Origin of the sequence: Janthinobacterium sp. FW305-128 (assembly GCF_020858135.1) — a bacterium.
In the GTDB taxonomy this organism is placed as follows: domain Bacteria; phylum Pseudomonadota; class Gammaproteobacteria; order Burkholderiales; family Burkholderiaceae_D; genus Janthinobacterium.
The window spans coordinates 138073-155769 of the sequence record NZ_JACYMK010000005.1; the positions used below are offsets into that span (position 1 = coordinate 138073).

The window sequence follows — 17697 nt, forward strand, 5'->3', positions numbered from 1 at the left end:
AAAGCAGAAAGATTCCAACGGTCAACACGGAGAACGCAATGACATTGCCATCCAAATTACTTTGGTCCGAAGGCCTGGCTATCGGTCCCCAGCAATTCCAGCAGCTGGACCGCTACCATGAAGCGCGCCTGCAACGTCTGGCCTCGCTCATTAACCCACATTTATGGGGCGTGCACGGCGTCAGCTGGAATGCGGATGCGCTGGCCAACAATAGCCTGCGGGCAGACGCCATGTCGCTCGTCTTTCAGGACGGAGAACTGTTTGAAGCGCCGCTGGGCGACGTGTTGCCCAGTGCGGTTGACCTGTCCAAACTCCCTTCCAGCGAACATAGCTTTACTTTTTATGCCGCGCTGCCCGCGCTGCAGGCACATGGCGGCAATGTGAGCTCTGCCGGTGCGCGCTATGTCCAGGCGGATATCGAAACACCGGATCTGTACAGCGAGGCAGTCAGCATAGACGTGGCTTACCTGAAGAAACGCGTGTATCTGCTGTCCCAACTGGACCCTCTGAATGATTACCTTGCCATCCCGGTGATCCGTTTGTACCGCGCTGGCAATGGCGGCTTTGACATCGATGCTTCCTTCATCCCACCTGGCCTGACCATCAGTGCAGAGTCCTCGCTGCAGAAAATGCTCGATTCGCTGATCGATCGCATGGGGGCGAAAATTGAGGCGCTGTACAGCCGCCACCGTCAGCCTGGTAACAATACGGTGGAATTTCATGGCGGGGATGTTGCCTCGTTCTGGATGCTCCATACCTTGAGCATGGCCAGCGCCACGCTCAGTCATTGCGCCAGTTACCGGCGCCACCATCCCGTGTATTTGTTTGAAAAATTGATGGCGTTGGCCGGTGGCTTGATGACGTTTTCGAAGAAATACACACTGAGCGACTTGCCCGCTTATTGTCACGATGACGCGGCTGCCGGCTTCGGCAAGCTCGATGGCATCATTCGTGACCTGATCGATACTGTGCTCCTGTCGCGCTATTTCCCGATCGCGCTATCGAACGACGCGCAACAGAACACCCACTATTACGGCTTGCTCGATGCCAAGCGGATTGACCGTCAGACCGAACTCTGTCTTGCGGTAAACGCCGATATGCCGGCGCTGGAACTGGTCGCCACGGTGCCGTTGCAGTTCAAGATTTCATCTCCGGACAATATCGAACTGCTACTGGGCAGGGCACTGCCGGGTGCCGAGTTGCGCCATATGGCCCAGGTTCCCGCCGAGGTGCCAGTACGGCCCAATACGTATTACTTTTCGATCGATAACAAGGGCAGTATCTATGACAGCATGATCAAGGCCCAGGCGATTGCGATTTATGTGCCGTCTGGCATAAAAGGGCTGAAGCTGGAATTGTTCGGTATCAGTAGTACAGCCGCGTAACGATGCTTGGCCTGACGCGCCGGGGTATTGTCAAAAGATTGCCCTAAGGAATAGACTTGCCCCGGCAGTTGACGTTATCATGTTTTTGTAAGTGTCGGTGGCTGAATGGCCGGCGCATAGTTGAAACATGGTGACAGGCGAGGGTGAGCATGGGCATGGCGAATGATGCGTGATGTGCCTGGCGGCGGGACGGGCAGGGCAGCGGTGTACCGCTGCGGCCGCGCATTGCTGCTGGCATTCTGTGTCGCCGCAGCCCCGGCCGCCGTGCCGGCGGCGGCGCCAGCCGCTGCGCCGCCGCACCAGGGCCAGCGCGTGCTGGTCCTCAACGCCTACGATTACGGCCGCGCCGGCGTGGAATCGTACACGCGCACCTACGTGGCCGCCATGGCCGCCGCGGGCCTGGCCAGCGAAGACATCATGGTCGAGCACCTGAACCTCAATACCCAGGGCGACCCGGCGCTGCGCAACGAGATGCGTGATTTGTTGCTTTTAAGATACACCCAGATGATGGGGCGCAAGGCCGACCTGATCATCGCCATGCAGCAGCCGGCGCTCGATTTTTTGTTGTCCGACCTGGCGCCGCTGGCGCGCGGCGTGCCTGTGCTGGCGATTAACACCTCGGGCAAGGCCTTGCCGGCCGGCAGTCCGCTGGCCATCTGGCAGCAAAAGGCGAACGTCGATTTGCCCGGCACCCTGGCGCAAGCGATGGCGCTGTTCCCGGAGACCAAAACCATCGTCATGGCCGTTGGCGTCAGCGAGGCCGACCAGGCCTTGAAGCGCAGCATGCAGCAGGCGGCGCAGGCGTGGCAGGGCAGGGTTTACATCGAGTATCTCGACGGTCTGACCCTGGCGCAGATGCGCGTGAAGGTGGCGCACCTGCCCGCCGATACGTTGCTGGTGGCGGGCAATGTCAACCGCGACGTGGCCGGCGCCATCGCCACACCCGTGCAGTTTGCCGGCGAACTGGCGCGGCTGGCGAACGTGCCCGCCTTCGGCATGTACAACACGAACGTGGGCAAGGGCATCCTGGGCGGCTCCCTCCTGCACATCGAAGGGGCTGCGCAGCAGGTGGCGCAGATGTCGCTGGCCGTGTTGGCCGGCAAGGCGCCAGCCGCGCCGGGCGCCTTGCTGCCGCCGGTCCGCCCCGTGCCCATGTACGACTGGGAGCAGCTGCAGCGGTGGGATGCCGACATCAGCCAGCTGCCGCCGGACACGCTGTTCTTCAACCGCCCGCCGCAGCTGTGGCACGAACACCGCGCCGCCGTGCTGCTGGCGGCCGGCGTCTTCATCGTGATGGCCGGCTTGCTGAGCGCCCTGCTGCTGCAGCGGCGGCGTTTGCGCCGCGCAGAGAGCGAGGCGCGCGAAAGCGAACAGCGCTTCCGCATCCTCGTCGAGCATGCGCCTGAAGCGATCGTCGTGTATGACCTGGACCAGGACCGCTTCATCGACGCCAACAGCAGCGCGCAACGCATGCTGGGCATGTCGCGCGAAGCGCTGCTGGCGCGCGGGCCGTTCGACCTGTATAGCACGGAGCAGCCCGACGGCATGTCTTTGGGCCTGATGATGGAAGAGCATCTGCGCCGCGCCATGCTCGGTGAACCCATCCTGGTCGAGCGCCATGTGCGGCGCGCCGACGGCAGCGTCTTTCCCTGCGAAGTGCGGCTGGTGCGCTTGCCGATGGAAGGGCGGCGCCTGGTGCGCAGCGGCATCGTCGACATTTCCGAGCGCAAGCAAAGCGAGCAGGAGCTGCTCGGCTACCGCGACCACCTGGAAGAACTGGTGCAGCAGCGCACGGCCGCCCTGTCGGTGGCCGTCACCGAGGCCGAATCGGCGAACCGCGCGAAAAGCGTTTTTCTCGCCAACATGAGCCACGAATTGCGCACGCCCTTGAATTCCGTGATCGGCTTTTCGCAGATGATGGCCGATTCGAGCAGCATGTTCGAGGAAGAAAAACACAACCTGGCCATCATCAACCGCGCCGGCCACCATTTGCTGACCTTGATCAACGATATCCTGGAATTGTCGAAAATCGAGGCGGGCCGCATGCAGCTGCAGGCGGGGTCCGTGGACTTGAACGGCTTGCTCGACGAGGTGCTCGAGATGGTGCGCATGCGCTCGGGCGACCAGGGCATCGCGCTGCGGCTCGAGCGCGACGGCGTGCCCCCGCTGGTGCGCCTCGACGGCGCCAAGCTGCGCCAGGTGCTGCTCAATTTGCTGTCGAACGCGCTCAAGTTCATCGAGCAGGGCAGCGTGACCCTGTCGCTGAGCTGCCAGGCGGACGGCGACGGGCAAATGGCGCTGGCGTTTGCCGTGCGCGATACGGGCAGCGGCATCGCGGAAGAGGACCTGGAACGCATCTTTGAACCGTTCGTGCAGGCCGACAGCGCCGTGGCGCAGGCGGGCACGGGACTGGGGCTGACCATTTCGCGCGAATTCGTGCGCCTGATGGGCGGCGAGCTGCGCGTCGAATCGACCTTGGGCGCCGGTTCCCGCTTCAGTTTCGAGCTGCACGCGCCCGTGCTGCGGCAGCCGGCCCTCGCGGCGCAGGCGCCGGGCCGCGTGGCGCGCCTGCCGCCGTCCCAGCGCGGGCGCATGGTGCTGCTGGTCGACGATGACGACAACTGCCGCAAGCTGCTGGCCGGCTTGCTGGCGCCGCTGGGCTTCCAGCTCCAGGAAGCGGCGGGCGGCGTGCAGGCGCAAGCGATGCTGGCGGCGCAGCGCTACGACATCGTGCTCAGCGACTGGCGCATGCCGGACCTGGATGGTTTGGCGCTGACGCGCTGGCTGCGCGCGCAGCCGGCGCTGGTGCAGCCGCGCCTGGTGATCATGACTGCCTCAGCCTTCGAGGAAGAAAAGCAGGAGGCGCTGGCGGCCGGCGCCGACGGCTTCCTGCGCAAACCGATCGAGCAGGAACACCTGTTCGCCATGCTGGAGCAGCAACTGGGCCTGCGCTTCCAGCGCACTGCCGCCCAAGCGCCGCGCGTGCCGGCCGCCGCCTTCGACCTGCAGCAGGCGCTGGGCCAGCTGAGCGCCGCCCAGCGGCAGGCGCTGCTCGAATCCGTGCAAGCCCTCGATTTGCGGCGCAGCGCCATCGTGCTGGCCGGCGTGGCGACCAGCCTGCCGCAGCTGACCGCGCACATCGCCGCCATGCTGGAGCAGCACCAGTACCAGCCGCTGTGCGCCCTGCTGGCGCAGCCAACCAGCGAGCCGCAGGGCGAAGGCGCATGACGCCATACGCCCCCAAAGATGCGCGCCTGGGCGGCGTCTCCATCGTGCTGGCCGTCAGCGTGGCGCTGACCTTTGTCGTCACCGCGCTGCTGCTGGTGTTTGCCGTGCTGTTTTACCAGTCCGAACGCGAGCAGCGCTGGCAGCAGCTGCAGGGCAGCCTGTCCGTAAGCGCGGACCAGCTGGCCGTGGCCATCGAACTGCCATTGTGGAATCTCGATGAAAAGCAGATGCAGGCCATCATGCGCAGCATGCTGGGCAAGCGCGACCTGGTGGCCAGTTCCCTCACGCCGGGCATCGGCAAGGAAGCGCTGGTCCTGCGCCGCACTGCGTCCGGCGCCATCGGCAGCTTTTCTTCGCTGTCCGCGGAACCGGGCTGGCTGGTGCAGCGGCGCCCCGTGACGATGGGCGGACAGGTCATCGGCAGCGTGGCCGTGTATGCGACGCCGGCCCTGCTGCACGCGCAGCTGCGCCAGCGCGCGCTGGGCATCGGCGCCATGATCGTGGCGCTCGACGTGATCCTCGTGGCCAGCATCTGGCTGCTCATGTGGTGTCTGATGCTCAAGCCCCTGAAGGCGATCGGCCAGTATGCGGCCGGCATCCAGGCGGGGCAGGGCGAAGCGCCCGGCACGCCGCCGAAAGCGTGGTTCCTGGGCGAGCTGCGCACCTTGTACCGTTCCATCCGCGACATGGTGGCGCTGCTCGACAGCCGCTACCGCGCCCTGCAGCGCAGCGAGGAGCGCGTGCAGATGGCCACCGGCGCGGCCAGCATCGGCATCTGGGACTGGAACGTCAGCAGCGATGCCTTGCAGTGGGATGAACAGATGTATGCGCAGTTCAAGGCCGACGCGGAAAGCGGCATGGCGCCGGCGGCGATCTGGCGCAGGGCGCTGGCGCCGGACGACGTGCCCGCCGCCAAGGAGGCCCTGCGCGCCGCGCTGGGTGCCGGCCAGGCGTTCACGCATGAGTACCGCATCCTGTGGCCCGACGGCGCCATCCGCTACATCAAGGCCGATGCCGTGATCTTCCGTGACGGCCAGGGCCGCCCCATGCGCCTGGTGGGCTCGAACTACGACATCACGGCGCACCGCGAGGCGGAACTGGAACTGCTGCGCCACCGCCATCACCTGGAAGAACTGGTGGCCGAGCGCACGAGCGCCCTGTCGGTGGCCGTCAGCCAGGCGCAGGCAGCGAACCGCGCCAAGAGCACCTTCCTGGCGAACATGAGCCATGAACTGCGCACGCCCTTGAATTCCGTGATCGGCTTTTCGCGCCTGATGGCCGCCTCGCCGAACATGCAGGACGATGAGAAGCGCAACCTGGCCATCATCCACCGCTCGGGCAACCATTTGCTCACCCTGATCAATGAAATTCTCGAACTGTCGAAGGGCGAGGCGGGGCGCCTGCAGGCACAGACGGCCGTGGTGGCGCTGGCGCCGCTGCTGCAGGAAGTGATGGACATGCTGGGCATGCGCGCCGAGCAGCAGGGGCTGGCCCTGCGCCTCGATTGCGCGAGCCTGCCGGCGGCCGTGCTGCTCGATGCGACACGCTTGCGCCAGGTGCTGCTGAACCTGATGTCGAACGCCGTCAAGTTCGCCGGCGGCGGCGAAGTCACCCTGCGCGTGCGCGGCGAGCGGCGCGCTGGCGACCAATGGGGGCTGTCGTTCGCCGTCAGCGACACGGGCATCGGTATCGCCCCGGAGGACCAGCAGCGCATCTTCGAGCCCTTCGTGCAGGCCGACAGCGCGGGGCCGAAGGATGGCACGGGCCTGGGCCTGGCCATCTCGCGCGAATTCGTGCAGCTGATGAACGGCGAACTGACGGTGGAGTCGACGCCGGGGCAGGGCGCCACCTTCCGCTTCAGCATCCCCGCGCAGGCGGCCGAAGCGCCCGTGCCGGCGCCTGTGCCGCTGCCCGTGGCGCCGGCGCCCGAGGCGTTGCCGGCACTGCGGGCACAAGACTTGCTGCTGCTGACGGGGGAAGAACGCGCCGCCTTGCTGGTGGCGCTGCGCGAATTGAACCTGGCCAGGGTGGCCCTGCTGCTGGCGGCCTTGCCAGCGGTGGCGGCGCCGTTGCTGGCGCCGCTGCAGGCCATGCTCGACCAGCATCAATACCGCCAGCTGTGCGGCTTGCTGGAGAATGAGGGGGCGCTGGCGCACACGTAAAAGTGTGGGCTGACAACATCGGTTTCGCTGAAAAGACGGACTAAGTAGGGCCGATGGATGGTGCTAAATTGCAATAAAGATTATGATGATAGTACGTAGTTCATCGCAAAGAAAATGTCTTGTCCAGCGTGGCAACGGACCGCCGCGCCTCATCCAAAGCTGAGAGAACTGCTACATGCACCGCGATTTTTCGGAAGTGAATTCGAAGGGCGAAGTACTGATCGTTGAAGATACGCCGGCTTCGCTGAAGCTGTTGAGCGATTTGCTGGGCGGCGCCGGCTACGCGGTGCGCCAGGCGCCGAACGGCGAACTGGCCCTGTGGACGGCCCAGGCGCGCCCGCCGGAGCTGATCCTGCTCGACGTGCGCATGCCCGGCCTCGACGGCTTTGAAGTGTGCCGCCGCCTGAAGGAGATACCGTCCCTGCAGCAGGTGCCGGTGATCTTCCTGTCGGCCCAGTACGATACGGACGACAAGGTGCGCGGCTTTGCGCTGGGCGCCGTCGATTTCATCGCCAAGCCCTTCCAGGCCGAGGAAATCCTCGCCCGCACCGATGCGCATGTGCGTCTGGCGCGGGCGCAGCTGCAGCTGGCGCAGGAGCGCGCCAACCTGGAACGCCGGGTGGCCGAACGCACGGCCGAACTGGAACAGGTGGCCAGCACGCTGGCGCACGAAGTGCAGATCCGCCGCGCCAATGAAGAATTGCTGCGCCTGTCGGGCCAGGTCTTCGAAGCCACCCAGGACGCCATCCTGATCACCGATCCGGCCGGCATCATCGTCACGGCCAATCCCGCTTTTACCCGCATCACCGGCTACGCGGCGCAGGAAGTGGTGGGCACGGACATCATGCGCCTGCATGCCGAATACACGGGCGAAGCGGTGCTGCTGGCCCTGCGCCAGGGCTTGCGCAGCAGCGGCTGCTGGTCGGGCGAGGTGCAGACGCGGCGCAAGAGCGGCGACACCTATCCCTGCCTGCTCAGCGTCTCCACCGTGCACGGGCCCGATGGCGCCGTCGTCAACTATGTGGGCGTCTTCCTCGACATCAGCGAGCGCAAGGCCGAGCAGCATCTGATCGATTTCCTCTCCTACCACGACGCGCTGACGGGCTTGCCGAACCGCGTGCTGCTGCGCGAGCGCTTCGAACAGGCGCGCGCGAACGCCGTGCGCGACAGCCAGCAGGTGGTGCTGATGTGCCTGGACCTGGACCGCTTCAAGAACATCAACGATTCGCACGGCCAGGCCGTCGGCGACAAGGCGCTGCAGGTGGTGGCGCGCTTCCTGTCCGGCTGCGTACGCGAGGGCGACACTGTGGTGCGCCAGGGCGGCGACGAATTCCAGATCCTGCTGCAGGACGATGCCCTGCTGGGACGTACCCTGGGGCTGGCGCAAACCATCCTGGCCGGCTTGCGCGAAGAATTGAGTGTTGACGGCGAGCGCCTGGCGCTGACCACCAGCATCGGCATCGCCATGTGCCCGGCCGACGGCGACAGCCTCGACGACGTGCTGCGCCATGCCGACACGGCCCTCGTGCGCGCCAAGGAAATGGGGCGCGACCATTACGCCTTCTTCACGGAGCGCATGGGCAGCGATATCCGCGCCCGCCTGGCCATGCAGCAGCAGCTGCGCGGCGCCATCGGCCGCGATGAATTCGAAGTGCATTACCAGCCGCAGATGTGCTTGCGCACGGGCGCCATGCTGGGCGCGGAAGCGTTATTGCGCTGGAATAATCCTGTGCTGGGCAAGGTGCCGCCCGGCCTGTTCATCGCGCTGGCCGAGGAATATGGCTTGATCACGGCTATCGGAGAATGGGTGCTTGAAAGCGTGTGCGCGCAGATCCGTGTGTGGCACGATGCGGGCCTGGGCAGCATCAAGGTGGCCGTCAACCTGTCCGGCAAGCAGTTCGCGCAGGACCGCACGGTGCCCTTCGTCGAGGCGGCCCTGCGCAAGTACGGCATCGCGCCCGCCTGCCTCGGCATCGAGATCACGGAAAGCACGGTGATGGGCGACCCGGACAAGGCCGTGGCGGCCCTCACGCGCCTGAAGGACATCGGCGTAGGCATTTCGCTCGACGACTTCGGCACCGGCTATTCCAGCCTCGGTTACCTGAAGCGCTTTCCCATCGACGTGCTGAAGATCGACAAATCCTTTGTCGACGACGTCACCACCAGCAGCAGCGACGCGGCCATCGCCCGTTCCGTCATCTCGCTGGCGCACAACCTCGACATGCGCGTCATCGCCGAAGGCGTGGAAACGCGCGAGCAGGTCGCCTTCCTGACGGAACACGGCTGCGATGAAATGCAGGGCTATTATTTCAGCCGCCCCCTGGGCGCCGCACTGTTTACAGCCTTGCTGCGCGAACGGCGCACCCTGGCCATGGCCCAGGCATAAACGCCGCGGTGCGGTCGCTGCACCATGCCAGTGCATTCGCTGCAACGCGGTGCACGATTCTCACGTTTCCTTCACCTGATGCTGGCACATATCCTGCTTAGGTAATCGCTTATTTACGCGATTGCCCCGCATGCCAGACAGCAGCCACCCAGTCATGCCTCCACCAGCCAGCGCACACGGCGCCTGGCAGGCGCACCTGCGCCTGGGCTTTGCGCTGCACGATGGCGTCAGCCGCCTCGTCGAGCGCACGCACAGCGGCCCCCTGCGCGTGCAAAAGCCCCTGTATCCGGAAGGCGATGCCGTCTGCCACGCCATCATCATCCATCCGCCCGGCGGCGTGGTGGGCGGCGACCAGCTGGCCGTCGACGCCACGGCCGGCGAGGGCGCGCACGCCTTGCTTACGTCACCGGGCGCCGCCAAATGGTACCGCGCCAACGGCCATGTCTCGGGCCAGCACATCGTGCTGCGCGCGGGCAGCGGCGCGGCGATCGAGTGGCTGCCGCAGGAAAGCATTTTCTTCGACCAGGCCTGCGTGCGCCTGCGCCATGAGGTGGACCTGGCGGCGGACGCCGGCTACATCGGCTGCGACATCGTTTGCCTGGGCCGCAGCGCCGCAGGCGAAATGTTTAACACGGGCAGCATCAGCCAGCAGGTGCAGATCCGCCGCGGCGGCAAGCTGCTGTGGTGGGAGCAGGGCGTGCTGGCCGCCGGCGGCGCCCTGATGGCCAGCCCCCTGGGATTGGGCGGGCACACGGTATGCGCCACCCTGATCGCCGTCGGCCGGCCCGTTTCTTCCGCCGTACTGGCGGCCGTGCGCGAGATCGCCGTGCCGGAAGGCGCCGCGTTTGGCGCCACGCACATGAAATCGCTGGTGGTGGTGCGCCTGCTGTGCGGCGACAGCGAAGCGGCGCGCCGCGTCATGCTGGCCGCCTGGCAGTTGCTGCGCCCCGCCATGCTTGGACGCGACGCCGTCGTGCCCCGCATCTGGAACACTTAGCATCTGGAACACTTAATCAGGAAAGAAGCGCAAGGAAAACCATGGACCTGACTCCCCGCGAAAAAGACAAGCTGCTCATTTTTACGGCTGCGCTGCTGGCCGAACGGCGCCTTGCGCGCGGCTTGAAATTGAATTACCCGGAAGCGGTGGCCCTGATCAGCGCCGCCATCATGGAGGGCGCGCGCGACGGCAAGTCGGTGGCGCAGCTGATGTCGGACGGCACCAAGATACTCTCGCGCGCCGACGTCATGGACGGCATCGCCGATATGATCCCCGACATCCAGGTGGAAGCGACCTTCCCCGACGGCAGCAAGCTGGTGACCGTGCACCACCCGATACCGTAACCCTACAAGCGACATTGACAGGAGCCCCTCATGACCCCAGGCGAATACCAATTGGAAGAAGGCGAAATCAGCTTGAATGCGGGGCGCGCCACGGCCACCGTGGTGGTGGCCAACCGTGGCGACCGGCCGATCCAGGTCGGCTCGCACTTTCACTTTTTTGAAGTCAATCCGGCGCTGGCCTTCGAGCGCTGGCGTGCCTACGGCATGCGCCTCAATATCACGGCCGGCACGGCCGTGCGCTTCGAACCGGGCCAGCAGCGCACGGTGGAACTGGTGGCGCTGGCGGGCGAGCGCAAGGTTTACGGCTTCAACGGCGAAGTGATGGGCGAACTGCAAGACACACCACCGGGAAAGGATTGAGATGGCCAGCATTCCCCGCAGCGCATATGCCGAGATGTTCGGCCCCACCAAGGGCGACCGCATCCGCCTGGCCGACACGGAACTGTTCATCGAGATCGAGCATGACTATGCGATCTACGGCGAAGAGGTGAAATTCGGCGGCGGTAAAGTCATCCGCGACGGCATGGGCCAGTCGCAGCGCTGCGCGGCCGAGGTGATGGATACCGTCATCACGAATGCCGTCATCCTCGACCACTGGGGCATCGTGAAGGCCGACATCGGCCTGAAAAACGGTCTGATTTTCGGCATCGGCAAGGCGGGCAATCCCGACATCCAGCCCGGCGTGACCCTAGCCATCGGCGGCGCCACGGAAATCATCGCCGGCGAAGGCATGATCGTCACGGCCGGCGGCGTCGACACGCACATCCATTTCATCTGCCCGCAGCAGATCGAGGAAGCCCTGATGAGCGGCGTGACCACCATGCTGGGCGGCGGCACGGGGCCGGCCGTGGGCACGGCCGCCACCACTTGCACGCCGGGACCGTGGCACTTGCACGCCATGCTGGCGGCCGCCGACGCCTTCCCGATGAACCTGGGCTTCATGGGCAAAGGCAACGTCAGCCTGCCGCTGCCCCTGGAAGAACAGGTGCGCGCGGGCGCCATCGGCCTGAAACTGCATGAAGACTGGGGCAGCACGCCGGCCGCCATCGACAATTGCCTGTCCGTCGCGGACCGCATGGATATCCAGGTGGCGCTGCACAGCGACACCCTCAACGAGGGCGGATTTCTCGAGCACACCCTGGCCGCCTTCAAGGACCGCACCATCCACACGTTTCACACGGAAGGGGCGGGCGGCGGCCATGCGCCCGACATCATCGCCGCCGTGGGCCAGTCCAACGTGCTGCCCTCGTCGACCAATCCCACGCGCCCCTTCACCGTCAACACGCTCGACGAGCACCTGGACATGCTGATGGTGTGCCACCACCTGGACCCGGCCATTGCCGAAGACGTGGCCTTTGCCGAGTCGCGCATCCGCCGCGAAACCATCGCCGCCGAAGATATCTTGCACGATATCGGCGCCATCTCGATGATGTCGTCCGATTCGCAAGCGATGGGCCGCGTCGGCGAAGTGATCATGCGCACCTGGCAGACGGCGCACAAGATGAAGGTGCAGCGGGGCGCCCTGGCACCCGACACGGCGCGCAGCGACAATTTCCGCGCCAGGCGCTACATCGCCAAGTACACGATCAACCCGGCCATCACGCACGGGATTTCGCACGTGGTCGGTTCCATCGAGGCGGGCAAGATCGCCGACATCGTCCTGTGGAAGCCCGCGTTTTTCGGCGTCAAGCCGTCGATGATTTTAAAAGGCGGCATGATCGCCGCCGCGCAGATGGGCGACCCGAACGCCTCGATCCCCACGCCGCAGCCCGTGCATTACCGCATGATGTTCGGTGCCTTCGGCGGTGGCCTGAAAAAGTCGTTCACCTTTGTCTCGCAGGCGGCGTATGACCTCGATATCGGGCACCAGCTCAAACTCAATAAATCCGTCATCGCCGTGAAAAACATGCGCGGCTTGCGCAAGCACGACATGATCCACAACGGCGCCACGCCGCATATGGAAGTGGACCCGGAAACCTACGCCGTGCGCGCCGACGGCCAGCTGCTCGTGTGCGAGGCGGCCGCCGTGCTGCCCATGGCGCAGCGTTATTTTCTATTTTAAGCGGGAGACATCATGCTGACTTTGCATACCAAACTGGCGGCTGACGATCCTCGCGCCGCCGTTGCCCAACTCGTGCTGCCCTACGACCAGCGCGAAAAATGCCGGCTGCGCGCCGTGCTGTCGGATGGCGAGGATGTGGCCGTGTTCACCGTGCGCGGCACGGTGCTGCGCGACGGCGAGCGCATGACGGGGCCGGGCGGGCAGGTGGTGCAGATCGTCGCCGCGCGCGAACCGACCTATCTGGTGCGCTGCGCGGATGCGCACACCTTGCTGCGCTGCGCTTTCCATCTGGGGAACCGCCACACGCAGGCGCAGGTGGGCGACGGCTTTTTGCGCATCCGCAAGGACGTGGTGCTCAAGGAGATGCTCGAAGGCTTGCGGGCGACCGTGACGGAAGAAAGCGCGCCGTTCGAACCGGAAGCGGGCGCATATGGCGGCGGCCATGGCCACCACGACGGCCACGGCCAGCACTTGCTGGCGCCCGTGCCGCTGCGGCAGAAAATCCACCGCCCCGGTGACACTGCGTGATGCAGGCGTCGGCCCTGCTGCATTTGCTGCAGTTCGCCAGCCCGGCCTTGCCGATCGGCGCCTACAGCTATTCGCAGGGGCTGGAAGCGGCGCTCGAGTCAAGCCTGGTGCACGACGCGGCCACGGCGCGCGCATGGATCGCGCAACACTTGGCGCAGGTGGTGGCGCGCTGGGAAGCGCCCCTGTGCTGGCGCTTGATGCAGGCGTTTGCAGCGCAGGATCTGCGCGCCGTGCAGCGCTGGAGCGAGCGCTTCATCGCTTCGCGCGACACGGCGGAATTTCGCGCCGAAACCATCCAGATGGGATATTCCTTGACCAAGCTGCTGGCCGAGCTGGGCGTGGCCGATGGCGTCTTGATCGACATGCTGCAGGGCGAACCGGAAGTGGCTTTACCCACCGCGTATGCCTGCGCCGTGGCGGCGCTGGCCATTCCGCGCGAGGAAGCGCTGCTGGCCATGCTGTTCGCCTGGGCGGAAAACCAGGTGCTCGTCTGCGTGAAATCCGTGCCGCTGGGGCAGGTGGCGGGCCAGCGTTTGCTGCTGTCGCTGCGGCCGGACCTGGAAGCGGCTGCCCTCACGGCGCAAACGTTACCAGACGACGAGATGGGCAACTGGGCGCCAGGCCTGTCGCTGCTGTCGATGCGGCACGAAGTGCAGTACAGCCGCTTGTACCGTTCCTGAACTATTCAATGAGAGAGCAAACATGACATCGATTACCTCCAATCCCTTGCGCGTGGGCATAGGCGGGCCCGTCGGCTCGGGCAAGACGGCCCTGTGCGAAATGCTGTGCAAGGGCATGCGCGAGCGCTACGACATGGCCGTCATCACGAACGATATCTACACCAAGGAAGACATGGAAATCCTGCTGCGCGCCGACGCCTTGCCGGCCGAACGGCTGATGGGAGTGGAGACGGGCGGCTGCCCGCACACGGCCATCCGCGAGGACGCGTCGATCAACCTGGAAGCGATCGCGCGCATGCAGGCAGATTTTCCGCATCTTGATTTGATCCTGGTCGAATCGGGCGGCGACAATCTGGCCGCCACCTTCAGCCCGGAACTGTCGGACCTGACGATCTACGTGATCGACGTGGCCGGCGGCGAAAAAATCCCGCGCAAGGGCGGGCCCGGCATCACGCGCTCGGATTTGCTGATCATCAACAAGACGGACCTGGCGCCGTATGTGGGCGCCAACCTCGACGTGATGGCGCAGGACGCCAGGCGCATGCGCGGCGAGCGCCCCTTCGTGTTTACCAACCTGCGCAGCGGCGACGGCGTGCAGGTCGTCATCGATTTTATCCGCGAGCAAGGTTTGCTCGATCAACCCGGCAAGGAGCTGCAATGAGCGCAACACTGATGACAAAAACGGCCGCCGTGGCGGCCCTGTGCCTGCTGGCCTTGCCCGCGATGGCCCACCCAGGCCATGGCGACAGCGTGGGCTTCCTGGCCGGCTTCGCCCACCCGTTCACGGGCATCGACCATTTGCTGGCCATGCTGGGCGTGGGACTGTGGGGCGGCCAGCAGCGCCGCGGCTGGGGGCAGCCCGCCACGTTTCTCGGCATGATGCTGCTCGGCGCGCTTGCCGGCATGGCAGGCTTGACGGTGCCCGGGCTGGAAACGGGTATCGCCGCCACGGTGGCGCTGGTGGGACTGGCCATCGCGCTGGCGCTGGCCTTGCCGAACTGGCTCGGCATGGGGCTGGTGGGCGTATTTGCGCTCGCGCATGGCAATGCGCATGGCCAGGAATTGCCGGCCGCCTCGGCCGCGTGCGGCTTCATGCTGGCCTCGGCCATGCTGCTGTGTGCGGGACGTGTCGTCGGCCAGGTGCTGGCCGAGCGCGTGCTGCGTGTGGCCGGCGTGGCCTTGACGGCCGCCGGCGTGGTGCTGATGGGGGTTGCTTGAGCGGCTTACGCGCCGGGGCGCTTGTCGGACAGCACGATGGGCGCCGCCATTTCAGGATGCAAGCCCTGGTGGCCCGCATACACGGCGGCAATCGCCGCCATGTCGGCCTCCTTGTCGCCCGTCAAGTATAAATGGTCGACGACGCCCAGCACCTTGTTCGGGTAGTCGATGTAGACCAGCAGCAGCGGCACCTTGGCGGCGACGGCCAGGTGATAAAAGCCGCTTTTCCAGTTCGGGCGGTAGCTGCGCGTCGCTTCCGGCGTGATGGCCAGCCAGTACCAGTCTGCGGCCAGCATGCGTTCGGCCTGGCGCTGGATCGTGCCGCTGGTGGTGCTGCGGTCGACGGGTTCGCCGCCGAGATAGCGCAGCACCTTGCCCATGGGGCCGCGGAACAGCGAATCCTTGGCCAGCCAGCGGAACGGCAAGGACAGCGCCCATTTGCCGAACAGGCCCACCATGAAATCCCAGTTGGACGTGTGCGGGTAGACGACGGCGATGCCGCGCGGACCCGGCAAGGGGCGAAAGCGCAGGCGCCAGCCGAACAGGTGCAGCACGCGCAGCGCGCAGCGCTGGTGCCAGGTCGGCAAGTCGCCCGCTTGTACAAATAAATCGTCCATTGATACCCTTCAGTGACACTGTTTTAATGGGATGGCGCTGGTGGCCATTTTCCTTGAAGCAAAAATTCTGCGCAGGCATTTTATACGGGGCTGGCGGTGGCGACAAGCAGCCGAGGCCGCTATCCATGCGGTGTCGGCGCCGTTTGTACTGCCATTTTAACCATGCTTGCTTCCTGTGCCGGGCACTAAATGCACGGTATGTGGTCAAAACTTGATGCAGGGTTGATTCACCCGATAGGGAGCCATGGCATGAAAAACAGTGTCGATGATGTACATGGAAACAATGTCCGAACGGACAAAGTGATGGCCGAGCTCGTCGAGCGTGGCGTGGCGTTTCATCACGCCCTGGGCCGGACGGTGGCGACGGCCTATTTGCGCGAGCATGCGGTACCGGCCGAAGTGATACGCCGCGTCTTCAGTAGCGTGCAGGCGCGCCGCCCGGCCCGGCCGGCACGGCGCCGATGGCGCTGAAAGACAGGCAAAAACGGCGGCCGCCACGATCATTGCGCAGCGAACTGCGTTGGTGTCGTTGCGCCCGTCGCGTGGGGGAATGAGCGGCGCAGAGCCGCTCGTGCTCAGGGCGCTGTTCAGGCGTGTGCCGCCAGTGCCGGGTAGTCCGTGTAGCCGGTCGCGTCCGGCGCGTACAGGGTGTCCGGGTTCAGCGGGTTGAGCGGCGCGTCGCTGCGCAGGCGGATGGGCAGGTCGGGGTTGGCGATGAACCACAAGCCAAAGGCCACGGCATCGGCTTCGCCCTTGGCCAGCAAGGCTTCGGCCGCCGCCTTGTCCATTTTCTCGTTGGCAATGTACACGCCGCCAAATTCCTGCTTCAGGTACGGGCCCAGGCGGTCTTCACCGAGCGCTTCGCGCGCGCAGATGAAGGCGATGCCCCGTTTGCCCAGCTCGCGCGCCACATAGCCGAAGGTGGCGCGCGGGTTCGAATCGCCCATGTCGTGGGCATCGCGGCGCGGCGCCAGGTGCATGCCGACCCTGTCGGCGCCCCATACTTCGATGCACGCGTCCGTCACTTCCAGCATCAAACGGGCGCGGTTTTCAATCGAGCCGCCGTAGTTGTCGGTGCGCAAGTTGGTGCTGTCTTGCAAGAACTGGTCGAGCAGATAACCATTGGCACCATGGATTTCCACGCCGTCGAAGCCCGCTTTTTTCGCATTTTCGGCGCCCAGGCGGTAGGCTGCCACGATGCCGGGAATTTCTTCCGCATCGAGCGCGCGCGGCGTGACGTATTCCTGTTTCGGGCGCACCAGGCTGACATGGCCGGCCGGCTTGACGGCGCTGGGTGCCACGGGCAGGTCGCCATCGAGGAAGACGGGCGCGGAAATGCGGCCCACATGCCACAGTTGCAGCACGATCAGGCCGCCTGCGTCATGTACGGCCTTGGTGATGTGTTTCCAGCCTTCCACCTGCTCGTCGGACCAGATGCCGGGCGTGTCGGCATAGCCCACGCCCTGCGGCGTGACGGCCGTCGCTTCCGAGATGATCATGCCGGCCGAGGCGCGCTGCGTGTAGTACTCGGCCATCAGGGCGTTGGGCACGCGGCCCGGATTACCGGCGCGCGAACGCGTCAGCGGCGCCATGATGATGCGATTTTTCAGTTGCAGGCTGCCTATGGTGATGGGGTCGAATAAAGTTGCCATGGTTGCTATCTTTCCTGTCGAGAATGCCGCGAACGGCGATATGGATGGGGGGGGGCTGTTACAAACCTTGCTGCATGTGGTCCAGAAAGGCCTGGATGGTGGCTTCATTGCGCTTGAAAAAGCTCCATTGGCCAACTTTTCTGGCGGAAATTAAACCGGCCTTTTGCAGGGTGGCCAAGTGCGCCGAGACCGTCGATTGCGACAACCCCAGCCGCCGGTCGATCAGGCCGGCGCAGACGCCGAAGTCGAGCGGATGGTCCTGTTCGCAAAAATACTGCTCCGGCTCCTTCAGCCACTGCAAAATCTGCCGCCGTACGGGATTGGCCAGCGCCTTGTGAATGGCGTCGATGTCCATGCTGTTTCTCCTGGTCGATGTTCGTCTTCAAGCGATATATGTATCGTCTTTTGTGAATTTCAATATCGGAATTTTACGATATA

The 17697-nt window shown here is 65.1% G+C and carries 16 protein-coding genes; 12 read left to right on the forward strand and 4 right to left on the reverse strand.

Features of this window, described 5'->3' with window-relative positions; all coding sequences use genetic code 11:
- Nucleotides 1-38: 38 nt before the first annotated feature.
- The 12 genes from tssK (at nt 39) to IGS60_RS12590 (ending at nt 14990) form a co-directional block, all read left to right on the forward strand.
- On the forward strand, nt 39-1385 hold the full coding sequence (gene tssK, locus IGS60_RS12535) for a type VI secretion system baseplate subunit TssK (protein WP_070219426.1): 1347 nt from the start codon (nt 39-41) through the stop codon (nt 1383-1385).
- A gap of 162 nt (nt 1386-1547) precedes the next feature.
- Entirely contained in the window at nt 1548-4613 is a 3066-nt protein-coding gene (locus IGS60_RS12540) for a PAS domain-containing hybrid sensor histidine kinase/response regulator (RefSeq protein ID WP_230504697.1), read from the forward strand.
- The gene (locus IGS60_RS12545; RefSeq protein ID WP_230504698.1) at nt 4610-6775 is read left to right on the forward strand and encodes a HAMP domain-containing sensor histidine kinase; all 2166 of its coding nucleotides are present in this window, start codon (nt 4610-4612) and stop codon (nt 6773-6775) included. The genes IGS60_RS12540 and IGS60_RS12545 overlap by 4 nt, the downstream gene beginning before the upstream one ends.
- A gap of 175 nt (nt 6776-6950) precedes the next feature.
- Complete coding sequence (locus tag IGS60_RS12550; protein ID WP_230504700.1) at nt 6951-9161, forward strand: GGDEF domain-containing response regulator; 2211 nt, start codon at nt 6951-6953, stop codon at nt 9159-9161.
- Nucleotides 9162-9315: 154 nt separating this feature from the next.
- A complete protein-coding gene (locus IGS60_RS12555; RefSeq protein WP_230504702.1) occupies nt 9316-10158 on the forward strand; it encodes an urease accessory protein UreD in 843 nt (280 codons plus the stop codon).
- 41 nt (nt 10159-10199) lie between these two features.
- On the forward strand, nt 10200-10502 hold the full coding sequence (locus IGS60_RS12560) for an urease subunit gamma (protein ID WP_230504704.1): 303 nt from the start codon (nt 10200-10202) through the stop codon (nt 10500-10502).
- Nucleotides 10503-10532: 30 nt separating this feature from the next.
- The gene (locus tag IGS60_RS12565) at nt 10533-10862 is read left to right on the forward strand and encodes an urease subunit beta (RefSeq protein ID WP_034751935.1); all 330 of its coding nucleotides are present in this window, start codon (nt 10533-10535) and stop codon (nt 10860-10862) included.
- 1 nt (nt 10863) lies between these two features.
- A complete protein-coding gene (ureC, locus tag IGS60_RS12570; protein ID WP_230504706.1) occupies nt 10864-12564 on the forward strand; it encodes an urease subunit alpha in 1701 nt (566 codons plus the stop codon).
- A gap of 12 nt (nt 12565-12576) precedes the next feature.
- Nucleotides 12577-13092, forward strand: coding sequence for an urease accessory protein UreE (ureE, locus tag IGS60_RS12575; protein WP_230504708.1), 516 nt, complete (start codon nt 12577-12579; stop codon nt 13090-13092).
- Nucleotides 13092-13772 carry an urease accessory protein UreF gene (locus tag IGS60_RS12580; RefSeq protein WP_121669901.1) on the forward strand — a complete coding sequence of 227 codons (681 nt, stop codon included), beginning with the start codon at nt 13092-13094 and terminating at the stop codon, nt 13770-13772. The genes ureE and IGS60_RS12580 overlap by 1 nt, the downstream gene beginning before the upstream one ends.
- 22 nt (nt 13773-13794) lie before the next feature.
- A complete protein-coding gene (gene ureG / locus IGS60_RS12585; RefSeq protein WP_100873508.1) occupies nt 13795-14433 on the forward strand; it encodes an urease accessory protein UreG in 639 nt (212 codons plus the stop codon).
- Nucleotides 14430-14990 (forward strand): HupE/UreJ family protein, encoded by a 561-nt coding sequence (locus IGS60_RS12590; protein WP_230504710.1) that lies wholly within the window; start codon nt 14430-14432, stop codon nt 14988-14990. The genes ureG and IGS60_RS12590 overlap by 4 nt, the downstream gene beginning before the upstream one ends.
- A gap of 5 nt (nt 14991-14995) precedes the next feature.
- On the opposite strand, the gene IGS60_RS12595 is transcribed toward IGS60_RS12590, so the two are convergent.
- The 4 genes from IGS60_RS12595 to IGS60_RS12610 all read right to left on the reverse strand — a co-directional run bounded on the left by IGS60_RS12595 (nt 14996) and on the right by IGS60_RS12610 (nt 17614).
- Complete coding sequence (locus IGS60_RS12595; RefSeq protein WP_070313465.1) at nt 14996-15607, reverse strand: 1-acyl-sn-glycerol-3-phosphate acyltransferase; 612 nt, start codon at nt 15605-15607, stop codon at nt 14996-14998.
- A gap of 204 nt (nt 15608-15811) precedes the next feature.
- A complete protein-coding gene (locus IGS60_RS12600; RefSeq protein WP_230504712.1) occupies nt 15812-16111 on the reverse strand; it encodes a hypothetical protein in 300 nt (99 codons plus the stop codon).
- Nucleotides 16112-16194: 83 nt separating this feature from the next.
- Nucleotides 16195-17259 carry an alkene reductase gene (locus IGS60_RS12605; RefSeq protein WP_230504714.1) on the reverse strand — a complete coding sequence of 355 codons (1065 nt, stop codon included), beginning with the start codon at nt 17257-17259 and terminating at the stop codon, nt 16195-16197.
- Between the two features lie 58 nt (nt 17260-17317).
- Nucleotides 17318-17614: a helix-turn-helix transcriptional regulator gene (locus IGS60_RS12610; protein WP_070217983.1), complete on the reverse strand. Its 297-nt coding sequence runs from the start codon at nt 17612-17614 to the stop codon at nt 17318-17320.
- Between the last annotated feature and the right edge of the window lie 83 nt (nt 17615-17697).